Here is a 21,270-nt window from a genome sequence, read left to right as displayed (position 1 = left end):
CCTCAGTCTATAGAAAATAGGTATCTTTCAAACAGACAATATAATCCTTATACATAATGTACAAATTATGAGACTTGGGTTATAAAGATATTAAAATAAGTTATTAATAAACTCTGCAGATTTTTTTACAACGAGTTCCGGAGCTTCCTTATGCGGCGTGTGCCCAATACCGGGAATAATGTATTTCTCAGTACTTCCGCTTACCTGGGAAACCGTTTTTTCAACCTGATCCAGAGAGCCGTATTCATCTGCCTCTCCCTGAATGAATAATAGCGGACATACGATATCCTTTAAAAGATATTCGATATTCCAGTTTCTGTAATCATCACGCGTCCAGGTTTCTGTCCATGCTCTGAAAAGGATCTCTACTTTATCTCCGTGATATTTCTGTAAACGTTCTGCCAGATTTGTTGTTTTATAAGCTTCCCAGGCATCATAGATTCCTTTTAAAGTTACTTCTTCAACAAAGATATGTCCTGCTTCACAAATTACAGCTTCTACTCTTTCGGGATATTTTGCAGCGGTAATCAAAGCGATTGTTCCGCCGTCACTATGGCCAAAAAGAATAGCTTTATCAATATGAAGTTCTGCCAGCAGGTCATTGAGCAGATCGGCTTCGAGTTCCATATAATTGACTGTTCTTTCATGGGTGGGCATCGAATGTGATTTTCCATAGCCCAAACGGTCATAAACAAGAACATTGGATTGTGTAGCTTCGGCTAATTTACCCGGCAAGTCTCTCCAAAGCTGTACCGAGCCCAGAGAATCGTGAAGGAAAACAATTGCAGGCCTGTCTTCAAATGAGGTATTGTATTCTATATAAAGATTTTTTTCATCAACATTTATTACCGTATTCTGTATCATATTCTTTCACCAATTCTTTCAACAGCATCAAATTTTAATCTGTAAAAAGCTTTTATTATTTCTTACAAAATTATCAAATAACAGGATAATATGACTTAAAAGCCCGGGATATTTGAAATAAAATGATTTCCGCACCTGATATCAAATTTCAAACACGCTTTTATTCAAACACTTACCGATTTATCAAAAAATTAATATACCACCTGAAAATGATAACAAACATAATAAGACACTATTCAGTGTGCTAAAAATTTTATCATGATCAAAATAAGATGAAATAACTCTATTAATAAATTGAAAAGTATGAATATATCTCAAAAACGGGATAATTATACTTATTATATATTTGCCGCTGTAAAAAATCAACAACAATAAACATGAAAAACGCATTAAAAATTTCTTCTTTAGCTCTATTAGCATTGGTAACATTTTCTTGTTCTACAGAAAATGACTTACCTACAGAAGTACAACAAACAGTGCAGGCAAAATCTTCTATTGGCATTGCTAATTCTACAGAGAAATTGTCAGTTACCCAAACAACAGTTTTAGCCGAAAGTACCCGATTTAATGCTATGGGAGCAGGAGCTTCTTTGGTTCTGAATTACGGAAATGTAAACCTTCATCTTGATCTTCAACACGACTGCAACTTAGTATTATATGCAAGTCCGATTCACTGGGTAGGATCTCACCCAAATCCTGCAAGATGGGCTTCCAATACGGTACAATCAGGGAGCAATAATCCTTACTTAAGTGCTCAGGGAGACGGCAATCTGGTTTTATATAAAAATACACCTTATATTTCTTCAAATTCTTTATGGGCTACCAATTCTGATGGTGGAAATGTGTCTAATCCACAATTTAAAATACAGATTATCAAGAAGAAGAATCAAATAACCGGTAATTTAAGATACTATGCTACTTTTATTCTGGAAGGCAATAATTCTGAAAGACATGAAATAGCAGTGGTAGAAATCACAGATATTTACGAAATTAACAATTAATGATACATAAAAGAGATTGCCTTCAATGAAGACAATCTCTTTTATTATGTAAAATAACTACTGAAATTTAATACCGTTATCTATTCTATAAAGTAGGCATTTTTGCTTTTTCAAATTCGTTCAAAAGATGATTAAACACAGTTTCTACCGGTAGTATATCATCTATTAATGCAGAAACCTGTCCTATTTCCAATTCTCCATCTTCCATATCTCCTTCAAACATTCCTTTTTTTGCTCTGGCTCTTCCTAATGAAGCAATTAAAGCATCTTTATCTCGTCCGGTCTGATAAATATCTTCCAATTCTCCGAAGAACTTATTCTTAACCATCCTTACAGGGGCCAGTTCCTTTAATGTGAGATGGGTATCTCCTTCCTGCAGCTCGGTAATTTTCTTTTTCCAGTTTTCGTGCGCACTGGCTTCATTGGTAGCTGCAAATCGTGACCCGATCTGCACGCCGTCTGCTCCTAAAATCATGGCGGCTTTCATTTGGGATCCCAAAGCAATTCCTCCGGCAGCAATTAATGGTTTGGAAATATGTTTCCTAACATTAGGAATCAGACAAAAGGTTGTTGTTTCATCTCTTCCGTTGTGCCCACCTGCTTCGAAACCTTCTGCAACAATGGCATCTACTCCGGCCTCTTCACATTTCACTGCAAATTTGGTAGAGGAAACCACGTGAGCCACCTTTACTCCTTCTTTCTGGAGTGTTTCAGTATATGTTTTCGGATTTCCTGCTGATGTAAAGACGATTTTTACGCCTTCTTCCAGGATAATCCGGATGATTTCTTCAATATTGGGATACAGCATGGGAACATTCACCCCAAAAGGTTTATCCGTCGCCTGCTTACATTTCTGAATATTTTCTCTCAGGATATCAGGATACATGCTTCCTGCCCCTATTAGACCCAGTCCTCCGCAATTGGAAACAGCAGAAGCTAATTTCCATCCGGAATGCCAGATCATACCGGCCTGGATGATTGGATATTTTATATTAAAAAGCTCAGTAATTCTATTCTGACTGTTCTGCATAGTATGAAATTTTTTTGCCGCGTTGAAATCTATAAAATTGCTCATGCGTAAAAATACTAAAAACAAAGGTTCTACAGGAAATATCCACTGACATTTTCAGCATAAAAAAAGACCTTCAGAAATTCTGAAGGTCTTCGTTTTATTTTTTAGTGGAATCTTTTTTCCAGTTGGATTTAAAATTGCAGCTGTCGTAACGTCCGTTGATGGAGATGAAGATCGTTGGCAGTTTTGTATTCACAAACTTTTCAACCATTTCGTTCTTTTTCTTATTAAGTGCCATTTGTTTGATTCTGCTAAAGTCTGTCTCCAGAGTAATCTGGTGTGCAGGAATAACGTCTTCCAATTTAATGATCTTAATAACTTTTCTTCGGTTTTCATCATCTTCAAAAGCAGTTGTGATATCCCCTTTATTCAATCCTGCCAATTCATAGCTGATGGTTCCAGGGATACTTTCTCTTTCAATTTTATCAGAACCGTCTGCTCCAGGAATTACCCCTGCATTAAATTTGGTTCTTTTATCATCTGAAAACTTAAAGGCCGCATCTTTGAATGTCATCTTCCCTTCCATTACCAGGCCTCTGATGCTGTCTAATTTTGCTTTTGCCGTTTTGATTTCCTCGTCTGTAGGCGTCGCTTTCAGAAGGATGTGTCTCGCATCATATACTTTACCGGATTTCTTCAGCAACTGGATGATATGGTATCCAAATTCAGATTCAACAGGATCAGAGATCTCATTATCCTGCAGGTTTAATGCTGCAGCTTCAAATGGTTTCACCATCTGTCCTTTACTGATATTCTTATACAGTCCTCCGTTCGCAGCGGAACCTTCATCTTCAGAATAAATTCTGGCCTGGCTTTCAAAGCTTTCACCACCCAGGATATCCTGCTTAATCTTTTTTAATCTATTGATCAGATCCTGCTTATGAGCCTCCGTCAAGGTAGGATAAATCATGATCTGAGCCAGAGTTACTTCATCTTTTACCTGTGGCAACTGCATTTTATATAGGTTATAAAAGTCAGTCACCTCATTGGGAGTGACGTCAGCTTTTTCTGTAACTCTCTGGTATTTTGCCTGCCCGTAGTATTGGTCTGTATCTATCTTTTCGATAGCGTTTTTCATTTCATAAGCATTTCTGAACTTATAAGAGGCAAGCATTGTTTTTTCATCCGGAAATTGAGAAAGCAACTGACGGTATTTTGCATTAGCCTGTTCTTTAATGGCAGCAGAACGGTTTTCGATCAGGGTATCTTTTTTTGCCTCGTATACAAGAAGCTTATTGCTGATCAGGTTTTCAAGGAACTCACATTTATCAGTATTAGAAGCTCCCTGCTGCTTTCCATAATTCATCTGTTCAGTTACATCAGATTCCAACACAATCTCATCCCCGATAACAGCAGCAATACCATCCACTAAATCTCCTTGTTTTAACTGGGCATTCATCATATTTGAAGAGAATATCATCATGAAAATCCCAAGGAGAAAAGTGATTTTTAGTTTATTTGTCATTTTACTATTTTAAACAAGTTGCAAATTTAGAATTCTTAACGAATTTTACTCAATTTTTTATTATAAATATTTCTTAAAAAGACTTATTTACTGCAGTTCAATATCAAATGTCGTTAATTCTTTGAATTGTCTCAATCTGCTGAACATATCACTTTCTTCTACTTCCTGAATTCTTTCAGTTCCGAATTTTTCTACTGTAAATGAAGCCATTGCAGAACCTACAATCAGGGCAGACTTCATCGTTTCAAAATCCAATTTTCCTTTTTTCGCAAGGTAAGCGGCAAAACCTCCTGCAAAAGTGTCTCCAGCCCCGGTTGGATCGAAAACGTCTTCCAACGGAAGTGCCGGGATAGCGAATACTTTGTTATCGTGGAAAAGTAATGCACCATGCTCTCCTTTTTTGATGATCACGTACTCCGGACCCATGGTGTGGATCTTTTTAGCAGCCTTTACCAAAGAATACTCTCCGGAAAGCTGTCTGGCCTCTTCATCATTGATGGTGATGACGTCTGTTTTAGCAATCATATCCATCAGAATATCCCATGCGCTGTCCATCCAGAAATTCATCGTATCAAGGATGACAAGCTTAGGGCGCTTGTTCATCTTTTCAAGTACTGAAAGCTGAACACCCGGGTGTAGGTTTCCAAGTAATAAAATTTCTGCATCCTGCATTGAATCAGGAATTTTCGGGTCAAAATTCTCAAGCACATTCACTTCTGTAGCTAAAGTATCTCTGGTATTTAAGTCGTTATGGTATTTTCCTGACCAGAAGAATGTTTTTCCTTCTTTTACGATCTCAATTCCTTCGATGTTTACTTCTCTGTCTGTGAACATATCAAGATGCTCCTGTGGAAAATCTCCTCCTACAACGGAAACGATACCCGATTTAACGCCTAAAATAGATGAAGTGATCCCAATAACATTTTAATAAAAGAAGCCAAATCTTAAAAGCAATACAAAGGATTAATAAGCCACTAATAAGTGAATCGGAGAATAGGGGAGTAGCTACATAAGTGGCTGCACCACCTAAAATTTTATCCGTTTTACCAAATGGTGTTTCGATTGCATCAAATGCAACACTTCCTACAACTAAAAGTTTCATATATTTTTCAATGTATATTAAAAGTAATTTATTTTTTCCATTCAAAAGAATCCAGCAGGTGTTTCATATCATTTTTGATATAGTTCACCGCAGGAGCCAAAGAGTCCGGTTTCGGTCTTGAATTAAAGTATAGATAAGCAGTCACGAAATGTTTCGTACTGTCTGTAATGTAAAATTGAAGATTGGAAGCGCTCTGCCCTTTCAGTTCATAGAAGTTTCCGTATACTTTTTTCTCCGGATACTCAAAAGACTTGGTATCTATTGCACTGGCTTTGATGGTATGCTCATAAACCATTTTTTCAGCTTCCTTGATATGCTCGGCAAAGTCATTCTGTATCGGGTAATAGGTGATAAAAACCTTGGCTTTCATCTTGGGGTAGTTCAGATAATACCAGCATGGTTTCTTGGCCGGCGCCATAGAAGCGAAATCCGAATACTCAAAAGTATAGGCACAATTGTTTTCAAACTTTTGATATTTCGGGGTTGGGTATTCCAGACGCAATTCTCCGTAAGGTTTCGGAGCCGGGTCTTTTCCACATGAAATTAAAAGCAGTGATACAAAAATAAAAATGACTTTTTTAATCATTTTGCAAAAGTACAAATTAGATTTCAGATTTCAGAAGACAAATTTCAGTCTTTCAGTGCGTTTTGAATGTAATTTTCCAAAGGTTTGGGAAAGGATTTTTCATGAGAACCCTCAACATCCGTGATGAGGTATTGATTTTCAGTGATCAATGCATTCCATATTTTCTCAGAACTCACCTGCACGTTAAATATTTCAATACTTAAATTCTTGTGGGTCAGCTTATGGGCAATGGTTTTTGAACCGGTAATCAATGATTCCATTGCTGCAGGAATAGAAGAAGGAAACTCAAATAATTTTTTCCAGATAAAATCATCTTTTCTCTGACGGATCAGAAACTGGCCGTTTCTGTGAACAAAATAATAGGTCAAAGCAAGGTCTTCAGCCTTTACTTTCTTGGTTTTTACAGGGAAATCAGCTGTTTTCTGCAGAGAAAATGCCAGGCAGTCCTCATTTACAGGACATTCTCCACATAGAGGATTTTTCGGTTTACAGATCTCAGAACCAAGATCCATCATCGCCTGGTTAAAATCACCTACATTTTCCGGCATGATCAAAGCAGCCAGCTCAGAGAAATAAGTAAAAGCTTTTGAACCGGAAATATCAAAATCATCCGCAAAAAAGCGGCTTAATACACGATAAAAGTTTCCATCGACAGCAGGTATTTTCCCTCCAAAACAGATACTTGAAACAGCAGCTGCAGTATATTTCCCTACTCCTTTCAATTGTAAGATCTCTTCATACTCAGCGGGAAATACTCCTCCGTAATCGCTCATAATCTGCCTGGCCGCTTTATGAATATTGATCGCTCTGGAATAATAACCCAATCCCTTCCAGTATAGCAATACTTCATTCTCTTCAGCTTCAGCCAAAGTTTTCACATCGGGAAATCTTTTGATAAATTTATTGTAGTGATCCAATCCCTGATTGATCCGGGTCTGCTGAAATACAATTTCACAGATCCAGATTTTATAAGGGTCCTTTGTCTGTCTGAAAGGCAGATCTCTTGCATTATTTTTATACCACACCAAAAGCCTGTTTCCTACATGAAGAAAATCTGACGCTGCATTATTTTTTTCCAAAAACCTTAATTTATTTAAATCACTGAAGAGCTATATCCTTCATCTATGAGCATTATTCCGAAGCTGCAAAGATAGGTTTATTTATTTTTTCTTTACAGAGTATACCGGTGCTGCTTTTAGCCATTGGTATTTAAGTTTCCTGTCCTTGGCAATAAAGCGGTATCCCTGAAGGTTCTTCAGGTAAACATACATGGAATCGTTTTTCAGCTTCAACCTTTGCTGCGATAAAAACTGCATTGGATATTCTATCGTAGAATCCCTCACGGTTTTCAGCACTTTTCCTGATCGCACTTTATAGATAAAGAACGGTTTACCCCGTCCTTTTGAGCTGTCCACAAGCTTAACGTTTGAGCTGGCGATCACGAGTTCACTGCCATCGAAACATTCATCCTCGTTCATAATATAAGCTTTTCCTTCCTGACGCTCATCTGCAAAAAGATCGTTCTCATAATGCCCCGGACTCTGGTATTTTTTTCACAGCTTACCAGAAATGTTATCAGCAGGACCGGCAGGCCAATGATCATTTTTTTATTCATCTTGCTATTCATAGGTGTGGTAGAAAAAAACCGATGTAAAAAAATTGCATCGGTTTTATTGTATAAAAATAAGTTTTTATTATTCCTGAGTGTATTCTGCATCCCATTCGTTACCATCATCTCCTTTGTGTCCGTCTAATTTAATAACGAAACTTTTTGTAGGAAAATATGGAGTCATACGGATATCAAGCCATACTCTGTCTTTATTCACTCTGTCCTGTTCAAAACGAACGATCTTGAATTTTTCGATCAGCTTATCCGGTCCTTTGATATTGTCTAAGAACGTTACGATCTGTCTTCTCAAATCATCCTCATTCTTAGCATTCCAGTTTTCAAAAGCTCTTCTGTTCAGGAAGTCTAACAATACTTTCGTTACATAGTCGAATACCCGAACTACCGAATAGGTCTGAAGACCGATATTGTCTCCTGTAAACAATGTTTTCGCAGAGAATGCCATGATTTTTCCATATTCATTCACCATCGGGACAAGACCCATTTTTTCCAACTGAGAAATTTCACTTTTCTTCAATTCGAATTTTACGGCATCTACCTCGTTGATATTACCATGTTTTTTACCTGCAGCGACCTGAGACATCAGCGTTTTATGGATTTTTCCAGCTAATGAAGTGGAAGGTGGAAGTTCTACATTTTCCTCTTCTCCTACTTCTTCTGCTTTCCCACGTCCTACCAGCCAGTTACAGGTCATGATCACATTACTTCTGTGAAGTTCACCTCCTGTAAGGTTTGCCGAGTGGAATAAGTCTACCACATCATCCGGCTTGTCAAGGTTGGCAAAGTCTGTAACCATCATTACTTTATTCTCGTTACATATTTTTGCCCATTTCTCAATGACCTTGTTTGAGCCTAAATATCCTGGTATGGCAAGGATAGAATAGTTGTCTCTAAGGTCTAAACGGTCATAGTAATTCTTAAATTCTTCAGAAATTGCATCGATGAATAAAGGATTATCCAGGTCAGAAACCTGTTCGATGCTTGCATTAACGATACTTACGTTATCCACTTTGTCCAGTTCCGTATTTTTATAGAATTGAGCTACAGTTCTATAGTTGGTTTCCAACATACGTACTGCATCAAGTGTATTTTTTAAGTTGGTTTTTAAATTCTGATCGGCCTGCTGTGCTTTACTTTTGCACGTTTCCGCCATTTTATCGGCAGATTCATTTCCTTCTAAAAGGCTTACCCAAAGGTTGATCTTCTGAAGGAGTTCTTTTCTTTCGTCTGCTTTATTGCTATCATTAAGGAAAATTTCCTTTCTTGCCTTTCTTGTAGGGTTCATATTGGCGATACCGTCTACAACGGATTCAACAAAGCCAAAACCTCCCATTTTATTGAGCTCAGCAAGCGGGTTCCCTTTCGGCTGTCCCGAGTGCTGCTGTTGTCCCTGTTGTTGGCTTTCCTGCGCCTGTAATTTGCTATCCATGATTTAATGTAAAGTCTTTAATTATTTTTCAAGTTCTTGTGCCACATCTTTCAATACCTCTATGAACGCCGCTCTTGTCTGATCGTTCTCCAGCATATTGCGTAGAATTTTATTTGTTTTCAGCTGGCGTACAATTTTGTTGTACTGCTCCTGTTCCATGCTCAGCTGCTGCAGATAGTCTGATTTCTGAGTAAGGTTTTTGGGAGTAAAATCTGCAAGATTTTGAAAGCGGAATTCTTCTTCCACTACACTGCCGTCTTCTGTTTCATGCTGTACAGATACAGAAGGTTGGAAATGTTTGAAGACGTCTTCCACTGTTTTTAATCCTGTTACAATTTCAGGGGTATAAGCTTCATCTGTTGTAAGCTGGCTTACTATCAGTGATTTATTTTCCTGTATTTCCTGAATAGCTTCATTAGCGTCTACTTTTACCTCGTTTCCGCCAACACCATAATTAAACATTGCCATATTATTATTATTTTGAGATTTACTATTTTGATTTGGACCTGTTTTTGAGTAATTTACAGACGAATCAAATAAATTACCAATCCAATGTTTAAATTTAAAAAAAAACTGTAACATACAAAATTTTGTCAAGATTTTTCTTGAATTATTTAAAATTATCAAGAATTATTTAACATATAATCACTGCCTTACGATATCACTAAGCTATGAAAAATAAAACAAAAACGCATCAAAAAATGATGCGTTTTTATTTTCTAACAATTATTGGTTATTGTTACCAAATTTTTATTCTGTCCTCAGGAGCTTTATACATTTTATCCCCTGGTTTGATGTCAAATGCTTTAATGAAAGAATCCTGATTCACCAACGGGCCAAATGCCCTGTATATTCCCGGAGAATGCGGATCTGTTTTTACCTGATTGATCATGTACTGGTCTGTAGCTTTTGTTCTCCAAACGGTTGCCCAGCTCATAAAGAATCTCTGATCCTGAGTAAATCCGCTGATTTTCCCTGGATTTCCTTTATCTTTCAGATACATCTGAAGCGCATCATAGGCAACGGCTACCCCGCCCAGGTCCCCGATATTTTCTCCACTTGTAAATTTACCGTTTACAAAACTTCCTTTTACCGGTTCATAAGCACTGTATTGAGCGGCTAACTGTCCCACTTTTGCATCAAAGTTTTTACGGTCTGTATCTGTCCACCAGTTATTAAGGTTTCCATCGCCATCAAAACGGGAACCGCTGTCATCAAATCCGTGAGAGATCTCATGCCCGATCACCGCTCCGATACCTCCGAAGTTCACGGCTGCATCTGCCTTAGGGTTATAGAAAGGAGGCTGAAGGATCGCTGCCGGGAAAACAATTTCGTTATTTGAACCGCTGTAGTACGCATTCACGGTTTGCGGAGACATTCCCCACTCTGTTTTATCAACAGGTTTTCCTACTTTATCCAAACTTTTCTGATACTGCCAAGCGGATACATTCTTTAAATTGGAATATAAGGTAGCGCCCTGTGTTGGAGAGTCCACTTTTAATTTAGAATAATCTTTCCATTGGTCGGGATAAGCAATCTTTACGGTAAACTTAGATAATTTTTCCTGGGCTTTTACTTTTGTTTCAGGAGACATCCAGTCTATATTCGCAATATGTGATTTGAATGATTTTAAAAGGTAGTCAATATAAGTTTCCATCTGCTGTTTTGCTTCCGGAGTAAAATATTTTTCAACATACAGTTTTCCAAAAGCTTCCCCCAGCACACCGTTGACAAGAGTCAGACCTCTTTTGTTCATCGGACGCTGTTCTTTCTGTCCCTGCAAATATTTTGAATAGAAATCAAATCTGATCTGCTCCAGATTATCATCCAGGTTGCTTGCATTACCGTTAATCAGGTGATACTTCAGGTAATCTTTTAATAGCGGAAGGTTTTTCTGAGTCAGGAACTGATCCATATTCTGGTAATATTTCAGTTCACCCACAATCACTCTGTCTGTATTGACGCCAGCGTCTTTCAAATACTTGGCAAGATCAATATTTTTAACAAGGCCGGACAGTTCAGATACATTTTTAGGATTATACCTAAGGTTCGCATCTCTGTTCTGCTCAAGGGTTAATAAATAATTAGCAAGCTGTTTCTCAAAATCAACAACATTTTTCCCTGCCTGATCAGCATTTTTATATCCTAAAACACCAAATAGTTTTCCAACATATCCCTGGTATTCCGCCAGCGTTTTGGTATTGGCTTCATTGACCTTCTGGTAATAATCCCTTCCCAAACCAAGATCAGGACCGCCAAGATATACCGCATTCATTTTGGAATTCTTCATATCTGCGCTCACTCTCCAGCCATAGAAAGAGTTATCTCCTAATTTTGTTGCTTCCAAAAGGTATTTCTGAAGGTCATTCAGGCTTTTAATAGCATCAATTTTTGCCAGATCTCCTTTGATAGGAGCCAAACCTTCTGCATTTCTTTTATTGGTATCCATAAAAGAAGCATACAGGTTCTGAATTTTTTGTCCTTCAGATCCTTCGGCATATTTTTCAGATAAAATCTTGTTTAATATATCGAGCGAAGCATCATCCACATTTTCTCTCAAAGCATTGAAAGATCCCCAATTCGCTTTATCGGAAGGAATTTGAGTATTCTTTACCCAATTCCCGTTCACATAGCTAAAAAAGTCATCCTGCGGACGGACACCCGTATCCATATAAGATAAATTGATCCCTTCCTCTTTCACTTCTTTCACCGGCTTTTCAACAGCTGCAGCAGCTTCTGTTTTTGTCTCTGTCTCTGCAGTTTTTGCCGTACCACACGAGTTTAGAAATACAATACCCGAAAGGGCAAGTATTCCAATATTCAGCTTTTTCATTAAAGATAATTTTTGATTTTACACAAACGTATCAAATATACAAACTTTAATGATAATTGATAAAGGATAATTGGTAAATGATGAGAATAGTGATGAAATGAGGATTTACAGCTCATAGTTTAATGTTTTGGGGTACTGACCAGGATTTGGATTTCTGTTTGAGTAAGAAATGTTTTGAGGATATAAACCACCCGTCAAATCTTCGGTTTGCCATCTCTCCGGTGGAGGGAATGATGGAAGCCGTTTCTTATAGATTGTTACCTGATTCCTACTACAGATCTCTTAAAAAACAAAAACCGCCCATTTCTGAGCGGTTTGTATATGTTGTATATTACCAGATTTTGATTCTGTCTTCCGGAGCTTTAAATAATTTATCTCCTTTTTTCACGTCGAATGCTTTGTAGAATGAATCAACGTTGATCAGCGGGGCGAAGCTTCTGAAGTAACCCGGAGAATGCGGATCTGTCTTCACCTGGTTGATCATGTATTTCTCACTGGATAAAGTTCTCCAAACTGTTGCCCAGCTTAGGAAGAATCTCTGATCCTGGGTAAATCCGCTGATTTTTCCTGGATTTCCTTTATCTTTTAAATACATCTGAAGGGCATCGTAAGCGATGTTTACTCCTCCAAGGTCAGCGATATTCTCACCGTTTGTAAAAGTTCCGTTTACAAAAGTTCCTTTTACGGGCTCATATTTGTCATATTGAGAAGCAAGAGCTTTGGTCGCCTTTTCAAAATTTGCTTTATCTTCAGGTGTCCACCAGTCTACCAGGTTACCGTCTGCATCAAACTGTGCTCCTGAATCATCGAATCCGTGGCTCATTTCGTGGCCGATCACAGCACCGATTCCTCCGAAGTTCACCGCTGCATCAGCTTTAGGGTTGAAGAATGGCGGCTGAAGGATTGCGGCAGGGAATACGATTTCGTTGTTTACCGGGTTATAGTAAGCATTCACAGTTTGTGGAGTCATTCCCCATTCTGTTTTATCCACGGGTTTACCGATTTTAGCCAGATCTTTATTGTACTGCCATTCTGCAATATTCTGAAGGTTTTTATATAATGTTCCTCCTTTCGCTTCAGGAATGATTTCTAATTTTGAATAATCTTTCCATTTATCGGGATAAGCAACTTTTACAGTGAATTTATTCAGTTTCTGCATTGCTTTTTCCTTGGTAGTAGCAGACATCCAGGCCAGATTATTGATATGAACAGCAAAACTTTTCTTTAAATAATCGATCAGTTCCACCATTTGGGCCTTAGCTTCTGCAGGGAAATATTTTTCAACATATAATTTTCCGAAAGCTTCTCCCAGATTTCTGTTGATCACTTCAAATCCTCTCTTATTCAGTGCTCTCTGCTCCTGCTGACCTCTTAAATATTTTCCAAAGAAATCAAATTTCATGTCTCCTAACTTTTCGCTTAAGTAAGAAGCACTTCCATTGATCATGTGAAATTTAAGATAATCCTTAATCACAGGAAGATTCTGAGCATTCACTAATTTATCGAATTCTTTGTAATATCCCAGTTCCCCAATAATAACTCTGTCCGTATTCACCCCTACTTTTTTAAGGTATGCAGGAATATCAACTCCTTTTACCAAAGCTGAAAGCTGGGCCATCGTCTGAGGATTGTACTGAAGGGTATTATCACGGCTCTGCTCATTTGTCAAATAGGTCTTCGCAATACTTTTTTCGTAATTAACGATCCCTTTTGCCGCTTCATCAGCATTTTTGTAACCTAATTCCTTTAACATGGAAGCTACATATTTCTGATATTCAGCAATAGCTTCAGTATTTTTTTCATTTACTTTCTGGTAATAATCTCTTCCTAAACCAAGAGAGGCTTCCCCTAAGTAAACAGCATTCATTTTAGAATCTTTTAAATCTGCATATACCCCCCATCCGTAGAAATTATTTTCTCCTTCTTTGGTTACAGCAATCATATAATTCTGAAGATCAGCTAAATTTTTGATCGCATCAATTTTATTCAGATTCTCCTGGATAGGCTTGATCCCATCAGCATTTCTCTTCTGCATGTTCATATAAGACGCATACAGGTCCTGGATTTTTTTACCTTCACTTCCATCGGCGAATTTATCCTTCAAAAGCGAGTTCAGGATCGTCATAGAGTTGTTATCCGTATCTTCAGCAAGTTTATTGAAGCTTCCCCAAGTTGGCTTATCAGACGGAATTTTGGCAGTTTTCATCCAAGTTCCACTCACATAGTTATAAAAATCATCCTGTGGACGCACAGAAGTATCCATAAGGCTAAGATCCAAGCCTTTATCTGCGTTGTTTACTGCTGTAGTGATTTTAGCCTGAGCGTTCAGTGTATTTTGTGAACATATCCCCGCTAATAAAAACAAAGAAAGCGTTAGTTTTTTCATTATGATAACAATTTATACAATATGTATGATTTATTTACTATTTGTTACTTTTTATAAAAAACAAATTTAAATAAATATTAAGAAGTGGCGATCTCTTTTACATTTCCTGTTCTTTTCAGGAATCCCCAGGACTGCATTTCCCCTTTCAGAGCCTTTCTTAAGCTTTTAAACAATACAATATACATCAGCCATCTATACCCGAATCTTTGTGGAATAATATACATCAGACTGGTTAATCTTTCACGCTGCATGATGAATGCTACTAAAGATAAGGAAGCATCTACCAAAAGGAAGATCAGATAATACGTAAATATTTTGCTTCCGTTTCCTGATAAAATCCCAAAAAACATGATCAGGTCTGCCAGTGGTGAAAAGAATGGGATAATGTACTGGAACAGCAGAATATTCGGCATCGCCCAAAGTCCCAAGCCTTTATATTTAGGATTAAGGAAGGTTTGCTTCTGTTTCCAGAACATCTGCATAATTCCATACGTCCAGCGGAAGCGCTGTTTTAAAAACTGTTTCACCGTTTCAGGGGCTTCCGTCACAGCAACCGCTCTGTTTTCATTGGCCACCGTATAGCCTGCTCTTAAAATCTTCACTGTAATATCGCAGTCTTCAGCCAAAGTATCCGATGAATATCCTCCCGCCTCTATGATCGCTGATTTTCTGAACGCCCCGATAGCACCGGGAATTACCGTAATGGCATTGATATGAGCGTAAGCAAGTCTGTCAAAATTCTGACTGGTCGCATATTCTATAGACTGCCATTTGGTAAGCCAGTTCACCGTATTTCCTACTTTCACATTTCCTGCCACTGCTGCTATTTTTTCTTCAGGATCTGAATTTAAAAATCTCGCGATCATATATTTAACAGCATCCTGCTGCAGCTTGGTATCAGCATCAATACAAACCACATATTCAGCATCGGTCTGTGAGATTCCAAAGTTCAGGGCTGTAGCTTTTCCACCATTCGCTTTGGTGAAAATTTTCAGCTTCGGATGATCAGGAAATGCTTCTTTCGCCTTTTCATAAGTGGAATCTTTACTTCCGTCATCTACCATAATGATATTAAAATTCGGATAAGTCTGTTTCAAAAGGTTATGTAAGGAAGAAACAATATTTACTTCTTCATTATAAGCCGGAACAATAACAGACACGTTCGGATATGATTCCAGGATAGGAAATTCCCCCAGTTGTTTTTCTTTTCTTTTTTCTTTAAAGGCCCAATAAGCCATCAGTATAAGTCTGATCAAACCCAACACAATAAAGATGGTAAACAATGCAACCAAAAAATGACTTATTCCGTAGATAACGGTAGCCAGCACCAGATTGAGCTGCATCACATAATATGATCTTGTTTTAGGGATTTCCGGCATCAGCTCACTTCTGCTTTTATGCAGCAGGTTGGTAAGGTTGGTAAAATGATACCCTTGCTTTTGCAGTGTCGGGATTAAGATTTTCAATGCTTTCACCGTTTCTTCTCTTGTCTCTCCGCCTGCATCATGAAGCAGGATAATATTGCCTCTCTGCTGTTTGATCCCGGCCAATACACGTTTTACAATTTCATCAGCTTTTATTCCTGGCTGCCAGTCTTCAGGATCTATATTTTCTCCGATGTCCAGATAATTCTGCTGTCTTGCCAAGGCTACAGGGATGATCTCCTCTGGGGTGGTAGGCTCGGAGTCTGCATTGTAAGGTGCTCTGAACAGGATGGTACTGTGTCCCGTCACACATTCTATCAGTAATCTTGTTAGTTTCAGCTCCAATAAAGCTCTTTCAGGACTTACTTTAGCTATATTTTCATGCGTAAAGGTATGGTTGCCGATTTCATGTCCTTCCCGATAAATTCTTTTAACCAGGGGAAGATTCTTCTCAGCATTTAATCCTACCAAAAAGAAAGCAGCCGGAACATGATACTTGGAAAGAATATCCAGTACCTGCGGAGTATAGGTTTCATCAGGTCCGTCATCAAAGGTCAGCACCAGTTCTTTCTGAGGAGCGCTTCCATATTTTTTCACTTCATAAGAACTTGGATAGGTAACATAATTTTCATCGGTAATGATTTTCTCTTTCGGATCAATTTCCAATGCTATTTTACCATCATGCGGGGTATTCAGTACATCCAGTACCTCTCCGTCTCCGATATAGTCGACCATGGTCTGCCCTTTTACATTTTCAAGACTTTTTAAATGAAGCTTGGAAAGTCCGGCAAACGTAAGATCTTTATCATAAAAATTCCAGATCCTGCTGTCTTCACTTCCCAATCTCCAAAGTGCAGTGCCTGCCAATGGATATTCGGATGAAAAGCGCATGGTGTTGAAAACAGAGGCAGCATCATTGAAGAATACGGTATGGGTATTATTTTTAGAATCGGTATAGGAATAGTTCAGATTGAAGGTATTGTCATTAAAATCAATCACCGCTTTACTGGCGCTGGCTTTTGTAATGGCCTGCATATAGGTAATGGAAGTATTGTCATCCGGATTGGAACTCCAGTCATATCCATAAGCTCCCAAGCCCAAAATAATTTTTTGGGGAGAAGTCTTTTTCATGATTTTTCCTGTCTGCTCCTCGATCCATTTCTGTGAAGAAACAGGACCTGCATCACCGCCTGCTGAATATTCATCGTAAGCCATCAGCACAAAATAATCTACAAAAGGATCTAATTTCCGGATATTATAGTCATCATTATCTGTCATGATATCCATGGTTACCAGCAACCTGTTCTGCTTGAACGTTTCTGAAAGCTCTTTCATAAACGCAATCAGGTTTTCATCAGAATTAAGGTTCATATCTTCAAAGTCAATATTGATTCCTTTGAAATGATATTTTAAGCACTGCTGGGTAATTCTTTGGATAAGATGTGTTCTTTTCTGCGGATCATTAAGGACTTTTCCCAATCCCTCAGAACGGAATTCCCGGTCAAAATTATTACTCAGAATAGGCATGGCAGCCACTCCTGTTCTTCTGATCATTTTGTATCCTTCCGGGTCAATATTGGTTTTCAGATCCCCGGTATTGGGATCAAGGAAGAACCATTCCGGAAAAACAAGGTTGACGTGTCTGATATTTCGTTTTAAAGACATCAAAGACTGCGGATCCCAGGCAACATAAAAAGCTGAGCGGATCCCTCCCGGAAACTGGGCCCAGTTTCTGTTCTGATTTTTGAATCTCTCTGCTCGTGCCTTTTCAATTTTGGCAAGATTGGTATGGATTGTTTTTTCAGAAATAAAGCTTCTGAACCCTTTATATTCTTTAGAAATTTTATTTTCCTGAAGATAAGGCCTATTCGCAGTGATAACAGCCTTATAATCTTCTTTAAAAGGTATTTTAGGACTTCTGTCCAGGGTCATCATCAGACCTAAAGCAAGAAGAAGGAGTGCCGCAATAAAAATAAAAACACGGCTTCCCCATTGTACGCTTTTCCAGCGTTTCTTGCTGCTGGTCTGAAAAATCTGTTTGGAATTTTCCACAATTTTGAAATTTATTGAATGGCGCTCAAAAAGTGTGAAAAACTATACTAAAATTAATTAAAAAAAAATTAAAAAACAGATATGTATCTAACTGCTTATAAGAAGGCTTACAAGATCCTGGATCACCTTTTGTGAAACGAAATTCATAAAGTCTGCTCTTTCCAGATGCGGCATGTATAATTTGGAGGTTACTTCTTGATCATTAATCCTGATCGTATAGTAAACGGTTCCTATATCTTTACCGTCTTCTCCTTTTCCCGGACCGGCAACCCCTGTTGTAGAAAGGGAAATATGGGTTTCAAACAGTTTTTGACAACCTTCCGCCATTTCCCGGGCTACCTCTTCGCTTACCACAGTGAATTGATCAATGGTTTCCTGGGAAACATTAAGAATCTTCACTTTTTCTCTGAAGCATAGGCTACCATACCTCCAAGAAAATATTTTGAACTTCCTGAAACCGAAGTGATCATTTTTGCCAGTTCACCTCCGGTACAGCTTTCTGCAGTAGAAATAGTCAAGTTTCTTTCGGTAAGCATTTCTGCCAGGATATTTTCGATCTTATCTTCAGACGTTGCAATCACATGATCTCCTACCAGCGGAAGCAGTTTTTGGATTTCGCTTTCTGTCTGTTGTTGCAAGGCACCTTCGTTATCTCCGGAAGCCGTCAGTCTCAGCTTTACCCGTGTTCCAACCGGAAGGTATGATAACGTTATATTTTCAGGAAGGGCAAGCTCCCAGTCTTCAATAGTATCTGCGAGAATACTTTCAGGAATCCCGACTACGGAAACAATCCGGGTATGGATATACTTAAGACTGAATTTTTCCTGTAAATAAGGAATAATCTGGTCTTTGATAAGCGGTTTTACCTCATAAGGAACTCCCGGAAGGCTGTAGCACAGTTTTCCATCCAGCTCCATCATCATGCATGGTGCTGTTCCGTAATGATTTTGAAAAACAAGGGATTTGGTAGGAACAAAAGCCTGTTCTCTATTTCTTTCAAGAATATCCAGGCGTCCCCTTCTTTCCATATATCCTTTCAGGTGATTGAATGTCACCTCATCCAAAGCAATTTCATCATTGAAAAATTCTGCCAGTGCTTTTTTGGTTTTATCATCGCGGGTAGGTCCCAGGCCGCCTGTAGTAATAATTAAGTCTCCTTCTTGAAAGGCAGTACTCAATGTATTTTTAATGGTTTCTATTTCGTCTGAAATCGTAAATATCTGAGAGACTTTTATGCCTATATTTTTAAGTTCGGACGCAATAAAATTAGAATTGGTGTCTATTGTATTTCCAGAAAGGATTTCGTCACCGATCGTAATCAAAACAGCTTTTTCCATAGATCAATTGGTTGAAAAAATTCTCCTGCAAATGACGGAAAAATCTGTGGTTGCAGCAACATAAAATGATTTTTTCTATTTTTGACGGCAATTATTTAAAAAGATCATTACAATGACGTCTACATATGATGACGCCTCTTGGCATTGTGGCGGAGATTTCCCCGAAGGACTTCCTGAAAAAAACGGAGCAACGCATACAGGAATGTTCCTGAACTGGTGTGTTCACCATGATTTAATTTCTGATGAACTGAAGGAAGAGAGTGAAGAAGAAATTGACAAGTTAAAACGAAGAGAAATTACCGGAGCGGAATTTATCATGGAATCTTGTGACGGAAAATTTTCCGAATATGACCTTAATGATCTGGGAAACAGATTTGCAAAAGATTATTATGCAGATGATACCGACTTTGGGAATATATTCAGCTCATTTGCGGATGACTATGTCAATCTTTTTGATGCCAAGGCTGAAGAAAATGATTATGAATATGAAACATTCTATCACATTGAAGATACTTATGAAAACTATGATTTGATGAAACAGGTCATTGACCATCGCTTTGAGGAATGGAAAGAGTATTCCGGAGGCTAAAAGTAAAAGGACAAAAAAGGTGAAGAAGGCTGAGGAGTGACTTGTAAAATTCACTTATCAGCCTTCTCTGTTTATCTTACTGATTATGCTTCACCCAGATCAGCTCGTCTGTCTGATAGCCTATTTTCTTTGCTTTTTCAATAAATCGCTGTCGGATACTTTCAGGAATAGTGGTCGTCCGGGATAAGATCCAAAGATATTTTAAACTGCTTCCGGCCACCAATGCATACTGGTAGTCTTTATCAATATCAATCACATTATAGCTTGCCCAGAAGGGTTTGAAAAATGCCACTTTCAGCCTGGCCTCTGTTTTATCTTTCACAAACCTGGCTTCTCCTACCGATTCTTTCCATTCTTTTTTCACGTAATGATACCCTTTGTTGTCTACTTTGATGGTTCCATCCGGGTTTTCTGAATATTCGGCAGTCACATTATCCATATTTTTCTCAAACCGATAATCAAAACGGGCGATTTCATACCATCTTCCGAGGTACTTTTTAACATCAAAATTATTCACTGCCGTAGCTCCTTTAGGGATTCCTACCGAACATGAATTAAAAATAAGAAGTCCCAGTGCTCCCAGCGAGACGGGAAGTATAATTTTATGAAGTGTTTTCATAGCAGAATTATTTTGTGTGGTTCTGATGAAAGCTTCAAAAATAGTGCCTTTGGGCTATTAAAGAAGGACAATTCTACGAAAAAACTTTCAGAAAGTTATCTTTAAAACTGCCGGAAACCTCTATTTCCGTATCATCAGAAAGCATTACGGTTCCGCTTTTATGATAAGATTTTACGAAGGCTGAATTGATAATATGGGAACGGTGAACCCTTACAAAAGGATTTTCCAGCAAATCGTCAAAATGTTTTAAAAACCGGCAGACCATTTTCTTTGAACCATCGGTAAGGTAAACCTGGGTAAAGTTGCCATCGGCCTGAAGCCTGAGGATATCTTCTGTCTTCACTACATCGAACCCCTGCAAAGTGGGAAGGATAAGCTGCTGCTTTTCAGGTTTTAATTTTAAATTTTCCAGCAGGATTTTATTTCTGTTGAGTTCTTCCTTTTTCTCCAGACTTTCAGCGACTTTATTTACAGCAAGGATCAATTCCTGGATATCAATCGGTTTTAAAATATAATAACTTGCCGATTTATTTAAAGCCTGTAAAGAATATTGTGAAAATGCCGTAATGAAGATGGTCTCATAGGGAAACTCCTTGGTAGCTTCCAATACATCAAAGGCATTACCGAAAGGCATTTCCACATCCAGAAATACCAGCTGGGGCTGGTTTTCCGTAATCAGAGGCACTGCTTCCTTTATATTTTCTGCCTCTCCCAGAATTTCCACCTGAGGGCAGTATTTGGTGAGATAGTTTCTCAGTACTTCTCTTGCGATGACTTCATCGTCTACGATTACGGCTTTTATTTTCATTGGCAGATATTAATTGTGGGTTACAAATTAGCAATATTTATGCTAATCTTCCAATAAATACAGTAATGACCCAATT

The 21,270-nt window shown here is 38.2% G+C and carries 15 protein-coding genes and 2 pseudogenes; 2 read left to right on the top strand and 15 right to left on the bottom strand.

Going from position 1 to position 21,270, the window contains the following annotated elements; genetic code table 11:
* Positions 1–90: 90 nt before the first annotated feature.
* Positions 91–864: an alpha/beta hydrolase gene (locus tag MUW56_RS16660; RefSeq protein WP_292014240.1), complete on the bottom strand. Its 774-nt coding sequence runs from the start codon at positions 862–864 to the stop codon at positions 91–93.
* 377 nt (positions 865–1,241) lie between these two features.
* On the opposite strand from MUW56_RS16660, the gene MUW56_RS16655 reads away from it, so the two are divergent.
* Positions 1,242–1,865, top strand: coding sequence for a hypothetical protein (locus MUW56_RS16655; protein ID WP_292014239.1), 624 nt, complete (start codon positions 1,242–1,244; stop codon positions 1,863–1,865).
* Between the two features lie 85 nt (positions 1,866–1,950).
* Here the strand turns inward: MUW56_RS16655 and MUW56_RS16650 are convergent, their stop codons facing one another.
* The 12 genes and pseudogenes from MUW56_RS16650 to MUW56_RS16595 form a co-directional block, all read right to left on the bottom strand.
* Positions 1,951–2,895, bottom strand: a complete 945-nt coding sequence (locus MUW56_RS16650) for a nitronate monooxygenase (protein WP_292014238.1) — start codon at positions 2,893–2,895, stop codon at positions 1,951–1,953.
* Between the two features lie 139 nt (positions 2,896–3,034).
* Complete coding sequence (locus tag MUW56_RS16645; protein WP_292014237.1) at positions 3,035–4,402, bottom strand: peptidylprolyl isomerase; 1,368 nt, start codon at positions 4,400–4,402, stop codon at positions 3,035–3,037.
* Positions 4,403–4,489: 87 nt separating this feature from the next.
* Positions 4,490–5,504 (bottom strand): annotated as a pseudogene (locus MUW56_RS16640) (PfkB family carbohydrate kinase).
* Positions 5,505–5,532: 28 nt separating this feature from the next.
* Positions 5,533–6,090, bottom strand: a complete 558-nt coding sequence (gene gldD, locus MUW56_RS16635; protein WP_292014236.1) for a gliding motility lipoprotein GldD — start codon at positions 6,088–6,090, stop codon at positions 5,533–5,535.
* Between the two features lie 44 nt (positions 6,091–6,134).
* On the bottom strand, positions 6,135–7,169 hold the full coding sequence (gene mutY / locus MUW56_RS16630) for an A/G-specific adenine glycosylase (RefSeq protein WP_292014235.1): 1,035 nt from the start codon (positions 7,167–7,169) through the stop codon (positions 6,135–6,137).
* 81 nt (positions 7,170–7,250) lie between these two features.
* Positions 7,251–7,568, bottom strand: a complete 318-nt coding sequence (locus tag MUW56_RS16625) for a hypothetical protein (RefSeq protein WP_292014234.1) — start codon at positions 7,566–7,568, stop codon at positions 7,251–7,253.
* Between the two features lie 216 nt (positions 7,569–7,784).
* Complete coding sequence (locus MUW56_RS16620; protein WP_292014233.1) at positions 7,785–9,146, bottom strand: DUF5458 family protein; 1,362 nt, start codon at positions 9,144–9,146, stop codon at positions 7,785–7,787.
* A 21-nt stretch (positions 9,147–9,167) separates the two neighbouring features.
* On the bottom strand, positions 9,168–9,614 hold the full coding sequence (locus tag MUW56_RS16615) for a type VI secretion system contractile sheath small subunit (RefSeq protein ID WP_292014232.1): 447 nt from the start codon (positions 9,612–9,614) through the stop codon (positions 9,168–9,170).
* Positions 9,615–9,885: 271 nt separating this feature from the next.
* Complete coding sequence (locus MUW56_RS16610; RefSeq protein ID WP_292014231.1) at positions 9,886–11,979, bottom strand: M13 family metallopeptidase; 2,094 nt, start codon at positions 11,977–11,979, stop codon at positions 9,886–9,888.
* 331 nt (positions 11,980–12,310) lie between these two features.
* Positions 12,311–14,365, bottom strand: coding sequence for a M13 family metallopeptidase (locus MUW56_RS16605; protein WP_292014230.1), 2,055 nt, complete (start codon positions 14,363–14,365; stop codon positions 12,311–12,313).
* 77 nt (positions 14,366–14,442) lie between these two features.
* Entirely contained in the window at positions 14,443–17,841 is a 3,399-nt protein-coding gene (locus MUW56_RS16600) for a glycosyltransferase (RefSeq protein WP_292014229.1), read from the bottom strand.
* Between the two features lie 87 nt (positions 17,842–17,928).
* Positions 17,929–19,178, bottom strand: a pseudogene (locus tag MUW56_RS16595) (CinA family nicotinamide mononucleotide deamidase-related protein).
* Between the two features lie 112 nt (positions 19,179–19,290).
* Between MUW56_RS16595 and MUW56_RS16590 the strand changes: the two are divergent.
* Positions 19,291–19,767 (top strand): hypothetical protein, encoded by a 477-nt coding sequence (locus tag MUW56_RS16590; RefSeq protein ID WP_292014228.1) that lies wholly within the window; start codon positions 19,291–19,293, stop codon positions 19,765–19,767.
* Between the two features lie 76 nt (positions 19,768–19,843).
* On the opposite strand, the gene MUW56_RS16585 is transcribed toward MUW56_RS16590, so the two are convergent.
* Together MUW56_RS16585 and MUW56_RS16580 are read right to left on the bottom strand one after the other, a co-directional pair.
* Positions 19,844–20,386 carry a lipocalin family protein gene (locus tag MUW56_RS16585; RefSeq protein WP_292014227.1) on the bottom strand — a complete coding sequence of 181 codons (543 nt, stop codon included), beginning with the start codon at positions 20,384–20,386 and terminating at the stop codon, positions 19,844–19,846.
* Between the two features lie 73 nt (positions 20,387–20,459).
* Complete coding sequence (locus tag MUW56_RS16580) at positions 20,460–21,194, bottom strand: LytTR family DNA-binding domain-containing protein (RefSeq protein ID WP_292014226.1); 735 nt, start codon at positions 21,192–21,194, stop codon at positions 20,460–20,462.
* Between the last annotated feature and the right edge of the window lie 76 nt (positions 21,195–21,270).

The organism is Chryseobacterium sp., assembly GCF_022869225.1.
Taxonomy (GTDB): Bacteria; Bacteroidota; Bacteroidia; order Flavobacteriales; family Weeksellaceae; genus Chryseobacterium.
Note: the sequence above shows the minus strand (reverse complement) of the source record. Positions and strands in the feature narration are given on the sequence as shown.

What these genes read in the sequence shown, in the direction of transcription:
- MUW56_RS16660 (WP_292014240.1), bottom strand. Translation starts at nt 864, where the DNA reads ATGATACAGAATACGGTAATAAATGTTGATGAAAAAAATCTTTATATA.
- MUW56_RS16590 (WP_292014228.1), top strand. Translation starts at nt 19,291, where the DNA reads ATGACGTCTACATATGATGACGCCTCTTGGCATTGTGGCGGAGATTTC.
- MUW56_RS16580 (WP_292014226.1), bottom strand. Translation starts at nt 21,194, where the DNA reads ATGAAAATAAAAGCCGTAATCGTAGACGATGAAGTCATCGCAAGAGAA.
- MUW56_RS16645 (WP_292014237.1), bottom strand. Translation starts at nt 4,402, where the DNA reads ATGACAAATAAACTAAAAATCACTTTTCTCCTTGGGATTTTCATGATG.
- MUW56_RS16615 (WP_292014232.1), bottom strand. Translation starts at nt 9,614, where the DNA reads ATGGCAATGTTTAATTATGGTGTTGGCGGAAACGAGGTAAAAGTAGAC.
- gldD (WP_292014236.1), bottom strand. Translation starts at nt 6,090, where the DNA reads ATGATTAAAAAAGTCATTTTTATTTTTGTATCACTGCTTTTAATTTCA.
- MUW56_RS16655 (WP_292014239.1), top strand. Translation starts at nt 1,242, where the DNA reads ATGAAAAACGCATTAAAAATTTCTTCTTTAGCTCTATTAGCATTGGTA.
- MUW56_RS16610 (WP_292014231.1), bottom strand. Translation starts at nt 11,979, where the DNA reads ATGAAAAAGCTGAATATTGGAATACTTGCCCTTTCGGGTATTGTATTT.
- MUW56_RS16620 (WP_292014233.1), bottom strand. Translation starts at nt 9,146, where the DNA reads ATGGATAGCAAATTACAGGCGCAGGAAAGCCAACAACAGGGACAACAG.
- MUW56_RS16585 (WP_292014227.1), bottom strand. Translation starts at nt 20,386, where the DNA reads ATGAAAACACTTCATAAAATTATACTTCCCGTCTCGCTGGGAGCACTG.
- MUW56_RS16650 (WP_292014238.1), bottom strand. Translation starts at nt 2,895, where the DNA reads ATGCAGAACAGTCAGAATAGAATTACTGAGCTTTTTAATATAAAATAT.
- MUW56_RS16605 (WP_292014230.1), bottom strand. Translation starts at nt 14,365, where the DNA reads ATGAAAAAACTAACGCTTTCTTTGTTTTTATTAGCGGGGATATGTTCA.
- MUW56_RS16625 (WP_292014234.1), bottom strand. Translation starts at nt 7,568, where the DNA reads ATGAACGAGGATGAATGTTTCGATGGCAGTGAACTCGTGATCGCCAGC.